The organism is Streptomyces sp. NPDC042346, from assembly GCF_055581845.1.
The window spans coordinates 855806-870024 of record NZ_JBVJEH010000003.1 but is presented as its reverse complement, the minus strand read 5'-3'; the positions used below and the strand labels follow the sequence as shown (position 1 = coordinate 870024).

Here is a 14219-nt window from a genome sequence, read left to right as displayed (position 1 = left end):
ACCCGTCGGGCCCCCGTGAAGGGCCCTGCGAGGCCACGTGAGGGCCGGCCCGCCGGTCGGCAACGTAACGAGCCTCACCTGCGGCGCCCCCGTCCGGAAGTGTTTCCGGACGGGGGCGCCGCCGTATTGTCTAAGGGTCAACACTCCCCGAGGAGCCTTCATGACCGTCCCCGTCGTCCACTCGCTGCGCGAACAGATCCGCGAGCACATCGTGGAGGGGATCGTCAGCGGCCGCTGGAAGCCGGGCGAGCGCATCGTGGAGCGCCGGATCGCGACCGAGCTGGAGGTCAGTCAGACCCCGGTCCGCGAGGCCCTGCGCGAGCTGGAGTCGCTGCGCCTGATCGAGTCGGCGCCCAACAAGGGCGTCCGGGTCCGCAATCTCACCGCGGCCGACCTGGAGGAGAGCTACCCCGTACGGGCCGGTCTGGAGCAGATCGCGGCCGAGCTGGCGGCCGGGCGGCTCGCGGCGGACTGCTCGGCCCTGGAGCCGCACGTGGCGGCCCTCTACGAGGCGGACGCGACCGCCGACGGCACGGCGCAGGTGCGGCACACGGTGGCCTTCCACCGGGAGCTGGTGAAGGCCGCGGGGAACGGCGTCCTGCTGCACACCTGGGAGACGCTCGGCATCGAGGTCTTCACGGCCCTGTCGATCCGCTGGCTGGGCACGGTCCAGAAGTCGTACGCGGAGGAGCACCAGGAGCTCGTGGAGGCCTTCCGCCGGGGCGACCCGAACATCGGTGCGCTCGTGAAGGCCCACGTGCTGGGCTGCGCGCCCCGAGCCTGACCCCTGACGTCACGCACAGTGAGCGGGTCCACCCCCGGGTGGGCCCGCTCATTCGTGCGAGCACGCCCTCAGACAGCCGCTCCCACCTGCGAGAACAAGGCGAAAACAAGGCAAATTCGAGGCACCCGGTGCCCTCGCGCCTGGCACCCTGTGCCGACTTTCTCGATCTGAAGAGGTTTTCCCCTTCAACCCTTTGATCGATCATCGATCGCTGGCTTACAGTCTTCCGCGGGCCTCACCCGGCCCTTCGCCCTGTCCTGCCAGACATGGCCCCCATCTCTACCCCACCTGTCCGGAAGGCGGCGATCATGACCGATCCCGTAGGCAAGATTCCGAGCGAGCTCGACCAGCTCCCGGACCGTGACACCGAGGAGACCGCCGAATGGGCGGCCTCCCTGGACGCCGTCACCAAGGCCGCCGGCCCTCACCGGGCCGCCTACCTGATGCGTCGTACGCTCCAGCACGCCGAGGGCGCGGGCCTGGCCCTGCCCAAGCTCCTGGAGACGGACTACGTCAACACCATCCCCACCTCCGCGGAACCGTCGATCGGCGAGTTCGGCGGCGACGAGGAGATGGAGCGGAAGATCACCGCCTGGAACCGCTGGAACGCGGCCGCGATGGTCACCCGTGGTTCCAAGTACGGCGTCGGCGGCCACATCGCCACCTTCGCCTCGGCGGCCTGGCTCTACGAGACCGGCTTCAACCACTTCTTCCAGGGCAAGGAAGCCGACGGTTCCGGCGACCAGCTCTACATCCAGGGCCACGCCTCCCCCGGCATCTACGCCCGCGCGTTCCTCGACGGGCGCCTCGACGAGGCCCAGCTCGACAACTTCCGGCAGGAGTCCGGCGGCAACGGCCTGCCCTCCTACCCGCACCCGCGCCGGCTGCCCTGGCTGTGGGAGTTCCCCACCGTCTCCATGGGTCTCGGCCCGCTCTCCGCGATCTACCAGGCGCGCTTCAACCGCTACCTGACGAACCGTTCCATCAAGGACGTCTCGGCCTCCCACGTGTGGGCCTTCCTCGGTGACGGCGAGATGGACGAGCCCGAGTCGACGGCAGCCCTCGCGCTCGCCGCCCGCGAGGGTCTGGACAACCTGACCTTCGTCATCAACTGCAACCTGCAGCGCCTCGACGGCCCGGTCCGCGCCAACTTCAAGATCGTGCAGGAGCTGGAGGCCCAGTTCCGCGGCGCCGGCTGGAACGTCGTGAAGTCGCTGTGGGGCAACGCCTGGGACGAGCTGTTCGCGCTCGACACCACCGGCGCCCTCGTCCGCCGCCTCCGCGAGGTGCCGGACGCGCAGGTCCAGACGTACCAGACCCGCGACGCCGCCTACATCCGCCAGGACTTCTTCGGCAAGGACCCGGCGCTCGTCGCGATGGCGCAGCTGCTGAGCGACGACAAGATCCTGGAGTGTTTCCACCTCTCCCGCGGTGGCCACGAGCCGCGCAAGGTGTTCGCCGCGTACAAGGCCGCCCTGGAGTTCAAGGGCGCGCCGACGGTCATCCTCGCGCAGACCGTCAAGGGCTTCACCCTCGGTGAGGGCTTCGCGTCGAAGAACGCGAACCACCAGATGAAGAAGCTGACGACCGACGAGTTCAAGAACATGCGTGACCTTCTTGAGCTCCCGATCTCGGACGCGCAGTTCGTCGACGGCCAGGTGCCCTACGGCCACCCCGGCGCCGACTCCCCCGAGGTCCGCTACCTCCAGGAGCGCCGCGCGGCCCTCGGCGGCCCGGCCCCGACCCGCCGCACCCACCCGCTCGCCCCGCTGCCGGCCCCGGCCGACAAGGCGTTCGCGGCCTTCGACAAGGGCTCCGGCTCGCAGTCGATGGCGACGACGATGGCGTTCGTGCGACTCATCAAGGACCTGATCCGCGACAAGGAGACCGGCAAGCGCTGGGTCCCGATCGTCCCGGACGAGGCCCGTACCTTCGGTATGGAGTCGCTGTTCCCGTCGCTCGGCATCTACTCGCCGAAGGGCCAGACGTACGAGCCGGTCGACCGCGACCAGCTGATGTACTACAAGGAGGCCAAGAACGGCCAGATCCTCAACGAGGGGATCACCGAGGCCGGCTCGATGGCCGACTTCATCGCCGCGTCCACCGCGTACTCCACGCACGGCGAAGCGATGATCCCGTTCTACATCTTCTACTCGATGTTCGGCTGGCAGCGGACCGCCGACCAGATGTGGCAGCTCGGCGACCAGCTCGGCCGCGGCTTCCTCGTCGGCGCGACCGCGGGCCGTACGACCCTGACCGGTGAGGGCCTCCAGCACGCCGACGGCCACTCGCCGGTGATCGCGGCCACCAACCCGGCGGCGCTGACGTACGACCCGGCGTTCGCCTACGAGGTCGCCGCCATCGTCAAGGAGGGTCTGCGCCGCATGTACGGCGAGGCCGCCGAGGGCGAGGACCAGAACGTCTTCTACTACCTGACGGTCTACAACGAGCCGATGCCGCAGCCGGCCAAGCCGTCCGGCATCGACGAGGGCATCGTCAAGGGCCTCTACCGCTTCAACACCGCGGAGTCGGCCGGTCTCGACCTGCCCGCGAACGCCTCGCGCATCCAGCTCCTCTCCTCCGGCACGGCGATCCACTGGGCCCTCGAGGCGCAGAAGACGCTGGCCGCCGAGTGGGGCGTGGCCGCCGACGTGTGGTCCGCGACCTCCTGGACGGAGCTGCGGCGCGACGCCCTGGAAGCCGACGCGGCGCTGCTGCGCGGCGAGGAGCAGGTGCCGTACATCCGCCAGGCCCTGGACGGCATCACGTCCCCGGTCCTCGCGGTCTCCGACTACATGCGCCAGGTCCCGGACCAGATCGCGCAGTGGGTCGAGCAGGACTGGTCCTCGCTGGGCGCCGACGGCTTCGGCCTGTCGGACACCCGCGCGGCGGCCCGCCGCCACTTCGGCGTCGACGCCCAGTCGATCGTCGTCGCGGCGCTCGCGCAGCTGGCGCGGCGCGGCGAGGTCCAGGCGACGGCCGTGAAGGAAGCGCGCGAGCGCTACGGCCTGTAAGGGCCCTCACGTCCCGAGGGGCCGTGCCCGTACTTCTCGTACGGGCACGGCCCCTCGGAGCGTCCGGGGCCTGGCCGGGGCCTGGCCGGGGCCTGGCCGGGGCCTGGGCCGTCCAGCCCTGGGGCCTGGCGAGTGAGCCGAAGGGGCGCGGCCGGGGGAACGACCCCGAGCGCGCGGAGCCTCCTGAGGAACGAAGGAGGCGAGCACGGTCGGGGTCGTGAGTCCGGCTGGAGCGCCCCGGAGGCGAAACCGAGCCCCGAGAATGGGCTTCATGCGTGCCGCCCGCCTCATCAAGTTGGTCCTGCTGCTCCAGTCCCGTCCGTCGATGACGGGGGCCGAGCTCGCCGCCGAGCTGGAGGTGTCGGAGCGGACCATCACCCGTGACGCGCTCGCCCTCTCCGAGGCGGGGGTTCCCGTCTACGCGGACCGGGGGCGGGCCGGCGGCTACCGGCTGATCGGCGGCTACCGGACGCGGCTCACGGGGCTCGCGCGCGGCGAGGCCGAGGCCTTGTTCCTGTCCGGGCTGCCGGGCGCGCTGCGCGACCTGGGGCTCGCCGACGCGGCCTCGGCGGCCCGGCTGAAGGTGTCGGCGGCGCTGCTGCCCTCGCTGCGGGACGCCCCCGACGCGGTGGGCCGGCGCTTCCATCTGGACGCGCCCGGCTGGTACCAGGAGCCGGAGACCCCGGAGCTGCTCGCCCCGGTCGCGGAGGCGGTCTGGGACGACCGGCTGCTCTCCGCCCGCTATCTGCGCGGGGACGGCGAGGAGGTGGAGCGGGAGCTGTGTCCGTACGGCCTCGTCCTGAAGGCCGGTGTCTGGTACGTGTGCGCACGGGCGGGCTCCTCCGTCCGCACGTACCGCGTGGACCGGTTCACGGCGGTCGCCGTGGGCGAGGAGCGCTTCGTCCGGGACGAGGACTTCGACCTGCCGTCGTTCTGGGAGGAGCGGGCGGCGGAGTTCGCCCGCTCCCTGCTGCGCGCCGAGGTCGTGCTGCGCGTCTCGGAGGCGGGTGCGCGGCGGCTGCCGTACGTGACGGACCGCGCTGCGGCCGAGGAGGCCCTGGCCGCCGGGGAGCGGGACGAGGCGACCGGCCGGACGACCGTGAGGCTCCGGGTCGAGAGCGAGGAGGTCGCCTTCTCCCAGCTGCTCGGTCTGGGCGCGGAGGCCGAGGTCCTGGCCCCGGACTCCCTCCGCGCCCGCTTCCGGGAGGCGGCCCGAGGCCTTGGGGACCTCTACCGGTAGTCGTTCACGTCCGGGTCGCCCTTCTCGTCCGCGAGCATGAAGCCCCAGGCGTCCGGCTGCGAGCCGTCCGCGTCGGTGAAGCCGTACTCCCCCGCGAGCTGACCGCTCGACAGCGACAGGCCGTTCCAGCGGCGCCGGTCGGGGTCGGCGGCGAGAGCGGCGACGGCCCGTCCCACGTACACCGGGGACTCCGCGACGGCGAAGCCGGGGATCTTCTCGACGGCGTCGCGCCAGTTCTCCTCGGTGACGCCGAAGGCGGCGAGCATCTGCTCGGACCTGAGCCAGCCGGGGGTGAGGGCGACCGCCGTGCCGCCGTACTCCTCCAGTTCCTTGCCGAGGCCGAAGGCCATCCGGAGCGGGGCGTTCTTGGCGAGGTCGTAGAAGAGGTTCTCGCGGAAGCGGGTGCCGTTGTACTCGGTGGTGCCGTCGGTGAGCTCGACGACGAGTCCGCCGGGGTTCCGGATGAGCAGCGGCAGTGCCGTGTACGAGGTGATGACGTGCGTCCGGATGCCGAGTTCGAGCATCCGGAGGCCGCCGGTGAGGTCGTTCTCCCAGGTCTTCTTGCCGAAGACGAGGAGGTGCTCGCCGCCCCACACGTCGTTGACGAGGACGTCGAGGCGGCCCCGCTCGCGGTCGATGCGGTCGACGAGCGCCCGGACCTGGTCCTGCTCCAGATGGTCGGTGGGCACGGCGATGCCCTCGCCGCCGGCGGCCGTCACCAGTTCGGCGGTCTCTTCGATGGTCTCGGTGGCCCGGCCGACCTCGCTGACCTTCTCGCGGGTGGTGCGCCCGGTGACGTACACCGTGGCTCCGGCCGCCCCCAGCTGGACGGCGATGCCCCGTCCGGCGCCCCGGGTGGCTCCCGCGACCAGGCAGACGCGTCCGTGCAGCGGCTTCTTCTCGTGTGTCTCCGTCGTCATGGAATCCAGACTGGCAGGGAAGTGCGACATCTTCTGTCTGGATTCATTTCCGGAATTCTTCGGGCATTCCGGGTGCGTCGCGCTCGCCGAGACAGGATGCTGGTCCCGTGATGGACGAGACGGAGTTCTGGGAGATCATCGACACCACCCGCGAGGCCGCCGAGGGCGACCCCGAGGAACACGCCGATCTGCTTGTGGAGCGGCTGACCCGGCTGGATCCCGACTCCGTGCTCGACTACGCCCGCCATTTCGAGGCCCGCTACAACCGCGCGTACCTCTGGGATCTCTGGGGCGCGGCGGCCGTGCTCCTCGGCGGGGCGGGCGACGACACCTTCGACTTCTTCCGCTGCTGGCTCATCGGCCAGGGCCGGGAGGTCTACGAGGGCGCGGTGCACGATCCGGACGGGCTGGCGGAGCTCCTCGACGACTTCGACACGGAGATCGACGGGGACGGCGAGGAGATCGGCTTCGCGGCGGACGAGGCGTACGAGCAGCTGACCGGCGCCGAGACCCCGGACCTGGGCATTCCGGTGCCGGGCGGGGAGCCGCTGGGCGCGCCCTTCGACCTGGAGGACGACGACGTGCTCGCGGCCCGGTTCCCGCGGCTGTGGGAGCGCTTCGGGGCCGCGTAGACGGTGAGGGACGGCAGAGGTACGGACCCGGGGGCCGTCCTCCCCCGAGACTTCGTCCAGGGGGGACCCCCACCCCGGGTCCGTACCGGCTCTGCCGCCCGTCAGCCCTGCTGGAGCTGCGGGTTCTCCTGGCCGAGGATCATGTCCGTGCGCGGCTGGAGCGCCGGGAAGAGCTGTTCCGGCTGCGGGATCGCCCAGTACTTCCCCTCGGCGACCATCTCGAAGACGCGCTCGGCGTGCTCCTCGGGCGTGAGCCCGTGCTCGTCGGCGAGGGTCTGCAGGTGCTCGTTGAAGGCCGCGATCTCGGGCGGGGTGCCCTCGCCGGGCCTGGCCGCCTTGAAGATCTCGCTCTTGACCGAGCCGGGGGTCACGACGGACACCTGGATCGGCGCGCCCTTCATGAGCATCTCGTAGTGGAGCGACTCGGTGAGGGCGAGCGTGCCGAACTTGGTGACGCTGTACGGGGCCATCAGCGGGCTCGGCAGCATGCCGCCGATGGACGACACGTTCACCACCCAGGCCTTCTCGCCGCGCTCCAGCATGCGCGGGACGAAGGCGCGGATGCCGTTGACGTAGCCGCCGATGTTGATCCGGAGCATGGCGTCCCAGCGCTCGGCCGGGATCTCCCAGGAGTAGCCCATGGCCATGATCCCGGCGTTGTTGACCAGCAGGTCCACCGTGCCGAAGCGGGTGTACGCGTGGTCGGCGAGGGCCTCGACGGAGGCGGGCTCGGCGACGTCGGTCACCACGGCCTCGACCTCGGCTCCGGTGGCGCGCAGTTCCTCCGCGAAGGCGGCGAGCCGCTCGGCGGCGACGTCGGCGAGGACCAGCTTCATGCCGAGTCCTGCGGCGTGCCGGGCGAGGCCGGCGCCGATGCCGGAGGAGGCGCCGGTGATGACGGCCGTGCGGCCGCCGAACACGTCCCGGGCGCTCATCAGAAGTGCGTTCCGCCGTCGATGCGGACCTCGGTGCCGGTGATGAACCTGCCGTCCTCGCTCGCGAGCATCGCGACGACGCCGGCGACGGTCTCGGGGCCGGCGAAGCCCTGACCGAGGGCGGGGGCGAGCTTCATGAAGAGGGAGAGGTCGGCGTCCTCGGGGAGGCCGGGGCCGACGCTCTGGCGGCTGGCGCCGGTGCCGTCGGTCATGCCGGAGGAGATGGAGCCGGGCTGGACGGCGGTGAAGCGGATGCCCTGCTTGGCGTACTCGGCGGCGAGGGCGTGGGTCATGGACTGGATGCCGCCCTTGCTGGCCGCGTAGGCCGCCATGTAGGGGTGGGCGAACATCGCGGAGGTGGAGGAGAAGTTCACGACGGCGGAGCCGTTGCCCTCCAGGAGGGCGGGGATCGACTCGCGGATCATGAGGAAGGTGCCGGTGAGGTTGATCCGGATCACCTGCTCGAAGGAGTCGAGGCTCGTCTCGTGGGTGTGCGAGGAGCGCAGCACGCCGGCCGCGTTGACCAGGACGTCCAGGCCGCCGAGCGCCCCGACGGCGGCGGCGACGCCGGCCCGTACGGAGGCCTCGTCGGCGACGTTCACGACGACGGTGGTGAGGCGGTCGACGGCGTCGCCGGCCTTGGCGACGGTGTCCTTGAGGCCGTCCTCGCTGATGTCGGCGGCGACGACCCGGCCGCCCTCCGCGAGCACGCGGAGCACGGTGGCCTGGCCGATGCCGGAGCCACCGCCGGTGATGAGGGCGCGGCGTCCTTCGTAACGGGTCAGCTGGTTCATGGTGGCAACCTCTCGATGTCAAGCTTTCCGTGGAACGCTGCCACCGTACGCCCGAGTGGCACGTTTTGCCAGAGATGCACGTCATGCACTTCCGGCAGCCGCGGGCGTACGCTTCGTACGGTGAGCACCAAGCCCCCCTCCCTGACGGAGCGCCGCAAGGCCGCGACCCAGCTCGACATCGCCCGCGCCGCCGCCGAGCTCTTCACCGAGCGCGGCCCCGACGGCACCACGGCCGAGGACATCGCCCAGCGGGCCGGGGTCGCGCTGCGCACCTTCTACCGGTACTTCCGCTCCAAGCAGGACGCCGTGGCCCCGCTCCTCGCGGGCGGCGCCGACCGCTGGCGCGAGCAGCTCTCGGCGGCCGGTCCCGGGGCCGGGCTCCCCGAGGCGCTGGAACGCTCGATCGCCGCGTCCCTGACCCCGGAGGACGAGGCGGCGGCCGAGGGGCTGCTCTGGACGCGCGGGCTCCTGCGGGCGGCCGCCGAGGACCCCGCCCTGCGGGCCGTCTGGTACCGGGTCAATCAGGAATCCGAGGAGAAGCTGCGCGAGGTCCTGGCCGGGCTCGCGGGCCCTGAGGCCGACCCGCTGGAGCTCCGGCTCGCGGCGGCGGCGGCCACGGACGCCATCCGGATCGCCCTGGAGAGCTGGGCGGAGTCGGACGCGCCGGTCCGCGGCGAGGGCTCGCCGGCCGCTCTCGCGGTCCGCTGCCTGCGCGAGCTGATGGGCGGGATGCGGCTGCTCGGGGACGCGGGTGCCGGGGGCGGCTCGGGGGACGGCTCAGGGGACGGCTCAGTCCAGTAGCGAGCGGCCCATCAGGACGTCGTCCACGTACTCCCCCTCGATCAGCAGCTCGCCCGGCAGGACGCCCTCGACCGCGAAGCCCTCGGAGGCGTAGAGCGCGCGCGCCGGTGCGTTGTGGCCGAGGACCCGCAGGGTGATCCGGCGGGCGCCCTCCGCGCGGGCCCGCTCCACGGCCGCCCGCAGCAGGGCTCGCGCCACGCCCCGGCCCCGGGCGGACTCGGCGACCACGAGGCCCTGGATCTGGCGCACGTGGGCGGTGGCGGCGAGCGGGGTCGGCAGGGCGAGCCGGATGTAGCCGACGACCTCGCCGGGCGCTTCGCCGGGCGCCCCTCCGGGCGCTCCGCCGGCCGTCGCGCCGGCGACCTCCGCGACGAGGTAGTCCTCGGGCCGGTGGCGGGCGTCGAAGAAGGGCTCGTACGGCTCCGTGGGGGCGGGCAGCACCGCGTGGAGGGGCGACCAGGCGGCCCGGTCGAGCGCGGCGAGGACGTCCTCGTCCCCGGGTTCGGCGATACGTATCTGCGTCTCCGGCACGATCATGACGGCCACTGTGCCACGCACGGCACCGGGAGGGCAGGATGGGCGTATGCAGCGTTCCGCCACCCGCAAGCGCATCGCCGTCACCGGCGCCTCCGGACTCATCGGCAAGGCCCTCGTCCGCTCCCTGCGCGCCGACGGCCACGACGTCCTCCGCCTCGTCCGGCGGCCAGCCGCGACCGCCGACGAGGTCGAGTGGGACCCGAAACGGCTGTACGTGGACGCCGCGGGGCTCGTCGGGGTGGACGCCGTCGTGCACCTCGCGGGCGCCGGCGTCGGCGAACGCCGCTGGACCGAGGCGTACAAGCGGGAGATCCGCGACAGCCGGGTCCTCGGCACGACGGCGATCGCCCAGGCGCTCGCCTCGCTCGCCGAGCCGCCGGAGGTCCTCGTGTGCGGCACGGCGCTCGGCTGGTACGGCGACACCGGCAGCCGCGCGGTCGACGAGAGCGCGCCCGCCGGGACGGGCTTCCTGCCCTCGGTGTGCGTGGAGTGGGAGGCCGCGGCGGCCCCCGCCGAGGAGGCCGGCATCCGTGTCGCCTACGCCCGCACCGGCCTGGTCGTGGCCCGCGAGGGCGGGGCCTGGGGGCGGCTCTTCCCGGTCTTCCGCGCCGGAATCGGCGGGCGGATGGGCGACGGCCGCCAGTACTGGTCCCACATCTCCCTGCACGACGAGGTGGCCGCCCTGCGCCACCTGGTCGACACCCCGTCCCTGTCGGGGCCGGTCAACCTCACGGCCCCCGAACCGGTCACCAACCGCGAGGTGACGGCCGCGATGGGCCGCGTGCTGCGGCGGCCGACGCTGTGCACGGTGCCCGCGCCCGCCCTGAAGCTGGTGCTCGGGGACTTCGCCCAGGACGTGCTGGGCAGTCAGCGGGTCCTGCCGGGGCGGCTGTTGGAGTCCGGCTTCGACTTCGCCTTCCCGACGATCGACGACGCGATCCGCGCCGCCGCCCGCTGAGCCCGCCGAGCCCGCCGAGACCGAGCCCGCCGAGCCCGCCGAGCCCGCCGAGCCCGCCGAGCCCGAGCCCGCCGAGCCCGCCGAGACCGCCGCATCTGCCGAACCCGCTCGGCCCCCCGCCCTCCGTACCCCCGCCCGCGCCCCTCTCTCCGCCCTCCCGCCTCCCCGGCCTCCCCCTGCGCTCCCCCGTGCTGCGCGCGCACCGGTGCGCGCGGGCCGACTTCCGTGGGAGCGCTGCCTAGGATCGTGGCGAACTCGGGCATTCCGGGGGCCTGTTGGGGGCATAGGCCTCCCACTGTGGGGGGCATGAGCCTCCCACCAGCCGCGCCGATCCTGGGGAGGGGCACGTGCTCAGCAGCTCAAGTACCGCACAGCGAACGGACGTCGCGGAGGTCGTCGACGTCGTCATCGTGGGGGCCGGGATCGCGGGACTCGCCGCCGCCCACCGGCTGACCGGGGCCGGGCTCTCGGTCGCCGTCCTGGAGGCCGAGCCGCGGGTCGGCGGCCGGATGGCCACCGACGCCGTCGACGGCTTCCTGCTCGACCGGGTGGGGCCCCTGCTCACCCTGTCGCCCGAGGAGCTGCGGGCCGTGCCGGGGCTCGACGGCCTCGTGCTGCGCCCCTTCGCCCCTGGCGTGCTCGTGCACAGCGACGGCCGGTACGCGCGGTGGGGCGCCCCGCACCCGCGCCGGGCGGCCGGTGCGCACCGCGGCGGCGGTCACCGGAGCGTGGGGGGAGCGTTCAGCATGGCACGCGCCCTCGCGAGCGCCCCCCGGCGTCCGGCGGCCTCGCTCGACCAGGCACGGCTCGGCGCGTCCCTGGTCCGGCTCGCCGCGACCCCGTCCCAGCGGCTGCTCGCCCGCCCCGAGCGGACCGCGCGCGAGGCCCTGAGCGCCCGGCTGCCCGCCCGGACCGTGCAGGGCGTGCTGCGGCCGCTGCTCGCGGCGCTCCTGGGCGACCCGGACCTCGGTACGTCGAGCCGGCGGGCGGATCTGGCGCTGCGCGCCTTCGCCCGGGGCCGGCTCGCCGTACCGGAGGGCGGTGCGGCGGCCCTTCCGGAACGGCTCGCCGCCGCGCTGCCGCCCGGCACGGTCCGTACCGGCGTCCGGGTGACGGAGGCGTCCGTCTCCCGGGTCACGACCGCCGAGCACGGGGTCGTCGGCTGCCGCGCGGTGCTGCTCGCGACGGGGGCGCGGAGCGCGGCCGAGCTGCTGCCGGGCCTGCGGACGCCCGCCTTCCACGCGGTGACGGTCCTCCACCACACGGCGCCCGCGGCGCCCACCGCGGACCCTGCGCTGCTCCTGGAGTCCGACCCGGGCGGGCCGGTGGCCCACACGGCCGTGATGAGCGCGGTCGACCCGGCCCGCGCCCCGGAGGGCCGGGTCCTGATCACCTCGACGGTGCTCGGGGCGCCGCCGGACGACACGGAGCGCCGGGTCCGCAAGCACCTCGCGACGCTGTACGGGACGTCGACGGACGAGTGGGAGCTGCTCGCCCTGCACCACACCCCGGACGCCGTGCCGGCGATGCCGCCCCCGCACGACGCCCGCCGCCCGGTCCGGCTGCTCGCGGGCCTGTACGTGTGCGGCGACCACCGGGACGCGGGGACGCCGCACGGCGCCCTCGCCTCGGGGGCACGTGCGGCCCGCGCGCTCCTCGGCGACCTGGGCTTCCGGCTCCCGAAGGAGGACGAAGAGCCGGCGGAGGAGGCCGCGTGACTCAGCCGATGGCGGCGACGCGGTCGCGGTAGGTGCGGGCGGCCGCGGCGTCGCGGTACGGCTCCAGGCGGCGCTCGAAGTCGCGTACGTACTCGACGGCGCGCGCCGACCGCATCTCGGAGGCCTGCTGGGCGGCCTCCGCACCGAGCGCGCAGGCCTGGTCGAGCTCGCCGAGGGCGAGGCGCGAGGTGGCGAGGACGACCCGGCAGAAGAGCCGGCTGCGGGCGAAGCCGGGCGCGCGGAGCTGGAGCGCGCGCTCGGCGTGCTGGGCGGCGGGCCGGTACTGCTGGAGGTCACGGTGGCAGTGCCCGAGCTCGTCGGCGAGCTGGGCCTCGTCGAAGAGCCTCGCCCAGTAGGGCACCTCGTCGCCCGGCCGGGCCGCTTCGAGGGCCCGCTCGGCCCGTACGAGGGAGGCGCTGCACGCGCGGGCCTCGCCGAGGACGGCGTGCCCGCGGGCCTCGATGGCGTGCAGCATCGCCTGGACGACGGGCGGCGCGGCGGGCCCGACGCCCTGCTGGGCGACCCGGGCGAGCTGCACGGCCTCGCGCCCGTGGCCGAGGTAGACGGCCTGGCAGCTCATGGTGAGGAGCACGTACGAGCCGTAGGCCCGGTCCCCGGCGGCCTGGGCGAGGCGCAGGGCCTGGACGAAGTAGCGCTGGGCGAGGCCGTGGGCGGCGATGTCGTACGAGGTCCAGCCGGCGAGCCGGGTGAGGTCGGCGGCGGCGGCGAAGAGGCGGCGGCCGACGGCCTCGCCGTAGGTGCCGCGCAGCATCGGCTCGGTCTCGTGCTCCAGGTAGCGGACGAGGGCCTGGCGCGCGTGGCCGCCGCCGTAGGCGTGGTCGAGGGTGCGGAAGAGCTCGCCGACGGAGCGGAGGGCGGCGATGTCCCCGCTGGAGACCCGCTGGCCGGGCCCCCGGTCCGTGCCGCGCTGCCGGGGCACGGAGAAGCGGCCCTGCGTCGGGACGCGCGGGTCGCCGGTGATCCGCGGGTCGTGCGGGACGCGGGGTTCGTGCGGGGAGCGGAGGTCGTGCGGCGCTCGGGGGTCTCCGGCCGCCCCGCCGGGCGCCCGGGAGCCGGGCGGGCCGGGGGCGAGCTCGCCGCGGGCCACCCGGTCGTCGGCGCGGCCGATGAGCCAGTCGCGGCTGGGGACGACGAGTCCCGCCGGGGTGAAGGCGATCTTGCGGAGTTCGGCGTGGCTGCCGGAGTCCTTGCGCCAGAGCCCGCTGACGATGTCGACGGCCTCCTCGGGGGTCGCCGCGAACTCCAGGCCCGCGTAGACCGGCGCGCAGGCGTCGAGACCGAGGTCCTGCGCGGAGAGCCGGCGGCCGAGGCGCCGGGTGAAGACCTCGGCGATGAGGGCGGGGGTGGTGCCGCGCGGCTGCTGGCCGCGGAGCCAGCGGGTCACGGAGGTCTTGTCGTACCGCAGGTCGAGGCCGTGTTCCAGACCGAGCTGGTCCACCCGTCTGGCGAGGCCCGCATTGGAGAACCCGGCTTCGGCGATGAGCGCGGCGAGCTGGCGGTTCGGGATGCGCTGCGGTGGTCGTTCCGTCATCAGCTGTGCGGTCTCCTGCCTTCCGGGCCCAGGTGCAGCCCGTTCGGACCCTCATGGAACGGCGCGAATTTAGCGGTCCTCACGGCCCGTACCGCCACCTTCGCCCCACATTCATCCGATCGTGTGAGGATTGACGGCGTCGCTGACGTAGCCGTCTCGGTCCATCTGACGGAGGGGGTGACCCGGCACCGCCCGTAGACGGACCCCCGGCGGCGCATCTACACGCGTCCCCGGCACCCCCGTACAGGTGTCCGTGGTGTCGCCGTACAGTGGCATGGGCGCGAATGACGCGTGGTGCCCCGCCGGCCCGGGATGATCCCCGGAACCCGGCCGC

The 14219-nt window shown here is 73.7% G+C and carries 12 protein-coding genes; 7 read left to right on the top strand and 5 right to left on the bottom strand.

Annotated features, from left to right (window positions below):
• The first annotated feature begins 160 nt into the window (after positions 1-160).
• From ACZ6K0_RS17595 to ACZ6K0_RS17585, 3 genes are all read left to right on the top strand, one after another.
• The gene (locus tag ACZ6K0_RS17595) at positions 161-784 is read left to right on the top strand and encodes a GntR family transcriptional regulator (RefSeq protein ID WP_150271015.1); all 624 of its coding nucleotides are present in this window, start codon (positions 161-163) and stop codon (positions 782-784) included.
• A 308-nt stretch (positions 785-1092) separates the two neighbouring features.
• Positions 1093-3798 carry a pyruvate dehydrogenase (acetyl-transferring), homodimeric type gene (gene aceE / locus ACZ6K0_RS17590; RefSeq protein ID WP_376412816.1) on the top strand — a complete coding sequence of 902 codons (2706 nt, stop codon included), beginning with the start codon at positions 1093-1095 and terminating at the stop codon, positions 3796-3798.
• 271 nt (positions 3799-4069) lie between these two features.
• Entirely contained in the window at positions 4070-5038 is a 969-nt protein-coding gene (locus ACZ6K0_RS17585; protein ID WP_469228398.1) for a helix-turn-helix transcriptional regulator, read from the top strand.
• Here ACZ6K0_RS17585 and ACZ6K0_RS17580 read toward each other — a convergent pair.
• A complete protein-coding gene (locus tag ACZ6K0_RS17580) occupies positions 5029-5958 on the bottom strand; it encodes an SDR family oxidoreductase (protein WP_376412822.1) in 930 nt (309 codons plus the stop codon). The genes ACZ6K0_RS17585 and ACZ6K0_RS17580 overlap by 10 nt on opposite strands.
• A 110-nt stretch (positions 5959-6068) precedes the next feature.
• Between ACZ6K0_RS17580 and ACZ6K0_RS17575 the strand changes: the two genes are divergently transcribed.
• Complete coding sequence (locus ACZ6K0_RS17575; RefSeq protein WP_376412930.1) at positions 6069-6590, top strand: DUF4240 domain-containing protein; 522 nt, start codon at positions 6069-6071, stop codon at positions 6588-6590.
• Between the two features lie 101 nt (positions 6591-6691).
• On the opposite strand, the gene ACZ6K0_RS17570 is transcribed toward ACZ6K0_RS17575, so the two are convergent.
• Both ACZ6K0_RS17570 and ACZ6K0_RS17565 read right to left on the bottom strand, forming a co-directional pair.
• A complete protein-coding gene (locus tag ACZ6K0_RS17570; protein ID WP_376412825.1) occupies positions 6692-7525 on the bottom strand; it encodes an SDR family NAD(P)-dependent oxidoreductase in 834 nt (277 codons plus the stop codon).
• Positions 7525-8319, bottom strand: a complete 795-nt coding sequence (locus tag ACZ6K0_RS17565; RefSeq protein WP_469228400.1) for an SDR family NAD(P)-dependent oxidoreductase — start codon at positions 8317-8319, stop codon at positions 7525-7527. Before ACZ6K0_RS17565 ends, ACZ6K0_RS17570 begins: the two co-directional genes overlap by 1 nt.
• A 120-nt stretch (positions 8320-8439) precedes the next feature.
• Between ACZ6K0_RS17565 and ACZ6K0_RS17560 the strand changes: the two genes are divergently transcribed.
• The gene (locus ACZ6K0_RS17560) at positions 8440-9120 is read left to right on the top strand and encodes a TetR/AcrR family transcriptional regulator (protein ID WP_469228401.1); all 681 of its coding nucleotides are present in this window, start codon (positions 8440-8442) and stop codon (positions 9118-9120) included.
• Here the strand turns inward: ACZ6K0_RS17560 and ACZ6K0_RS17555 are convergent.
• Positions 9109-9657, bottom strand: a complete 549-nt coding sequence (locus tag ACZ6K0_RS17555; protein WP_469228402.1) for a GNAT family N-acetyltransferase — start codon at positions 9655-9657, stop codon at positions 9109-9111. The genes ACZ6K0_RS17560 and ACZ6K0_RS17555 overlap by 12 nt on opposite strands.
• A 46-nt stretch (positions 9658-9703) precedes the next feature.
• On the opposite strand from ACZ6K0_RS17555, the gene ACZ6K0_RS17550 reads away from it, so the two are divergent.
• Together ACZ6K0_RS17550 and ACZ6K0_RS17545 are read left to right on the top strand one after the other, a co-directional pair.
• Positions 9704-10615 (top strand): TIGR01777 family oxidoreductase, encoded by a 912-nt coding sequence (locus tag ACZ6K0_RS17550; RefSeq protein WP_376412839.1) that lies wholly within the window; start codon positions 9704-9706, stop codon positions 10613-10615.
• A gap of 347 nt (positions 10616-10962) precedes the next feature.
• Positions 10963-12333 carry an NAD(P)/FAD-dependent oxidoreductase gene (locus ACZ6K0_RS17545; RefSeq protein ID WP_469228403.1) on the top strand — a complete coding sequence of 457 codons (1371 nt, stop codon included), beginning with the start codon at positions 10963-10965 and terminating at the stop codon, positions 12331-12333.
• A 1-nt stretch (position 12334) separates the two neighbouring features.
• Here ACZ6K0_RS17545 and ACZ6K0_RS17540 read toward each other — a convergent pair whose 3' ends face one another.
• The gene (locus ACZ6K0_RS17540; protein WP_376412845.1) at positions 12335-13885 is read right to left on the bottom strand and encodes a regulator; all 1551 of its coding nucleotides are present in this window, start codon (positions 13883-13885) and stop codon (positions 12335-12337) included.
• Positions 13886-14219 lie beyond the last annotated feature (334 nt).

Excerpts from the sequence above, each read along its gene's own strand:
- ACZ6K0_RS17595 (WP_150271015.1), top strand. The coding sequence starts at position 161 with ATGACCGTCCCCGTCGTCCACTCGCTGCGCGAACAGATCCGCGAGCAC.
- aceE (WP_376412816.1), top strand. The coding sequence starts at position 1,093 with ATGACCGATCCCGTAGGCAAGATTCCGAGCGAGCTCGACCAGCTCCCG.
- ACZ6K0_RS17585 (WP_469228398.1), top strand. The coding sequence starts at position 4,070 with ATGCGTGCCGCCCGCCTCATCAAGTTGGTCCTGCTGCTCCAGTCCCGT.
- ACZ6K0_RS17580 (WP_376412822.1), bottom strand. The coding sequence starts at position 5,958 with ATGACGACGGAGACACACGAGAAGAAGCCGCTGCACGGACGCGTCTGC.
- ACZ6K0_RS17575 (WP_376412930.1), top strand. The coding sequence starts at position 6,069 with ATGGACGAGACGGAGTTCTGGGAGATCATCGACACCACCCGCGAGGCC.
- ACZ6K0_RS17570 (WP_376412825.1), bottom strand. The coding sequence starts at position 7,525 with ATGAGCGCCCGGGACGTGTTCGGCGGCCGCACGGCCGTCATCACCGGC.
- ACZ6K0_RS17565 (WP_469228400.1), bottom strand. The coding sequence starts at position 8,319 with ATGAACCAGCTGACCCGTTACGAAGGACGCCGCGCCCTCATCACCGGC.
- ACZ6K0_RS17555 (WP_469228402.1), bottom strand. The coding sequence starts at position 9,657 with ATGATCGTGCCGGAGACGCAGATACGTATCGCCGAACCCGGGGACGAG.
- ACZ6K0_RS17550 (WP_376412839.1), top strand. The coding sequence starts at position 9,704 with ATGCAGCGTTCCGCCACCCGCAAGCGCATCGCCGTCACCGGCGCCTCC.
- ACZ6K0_RS17540 (WP_376412845.1), bottom strand. The coding sequence starts at position 13,885 with ATGACGGAACGACCACCGCAGCGCATCCCGAACCGCCAGCTCGCCGCG.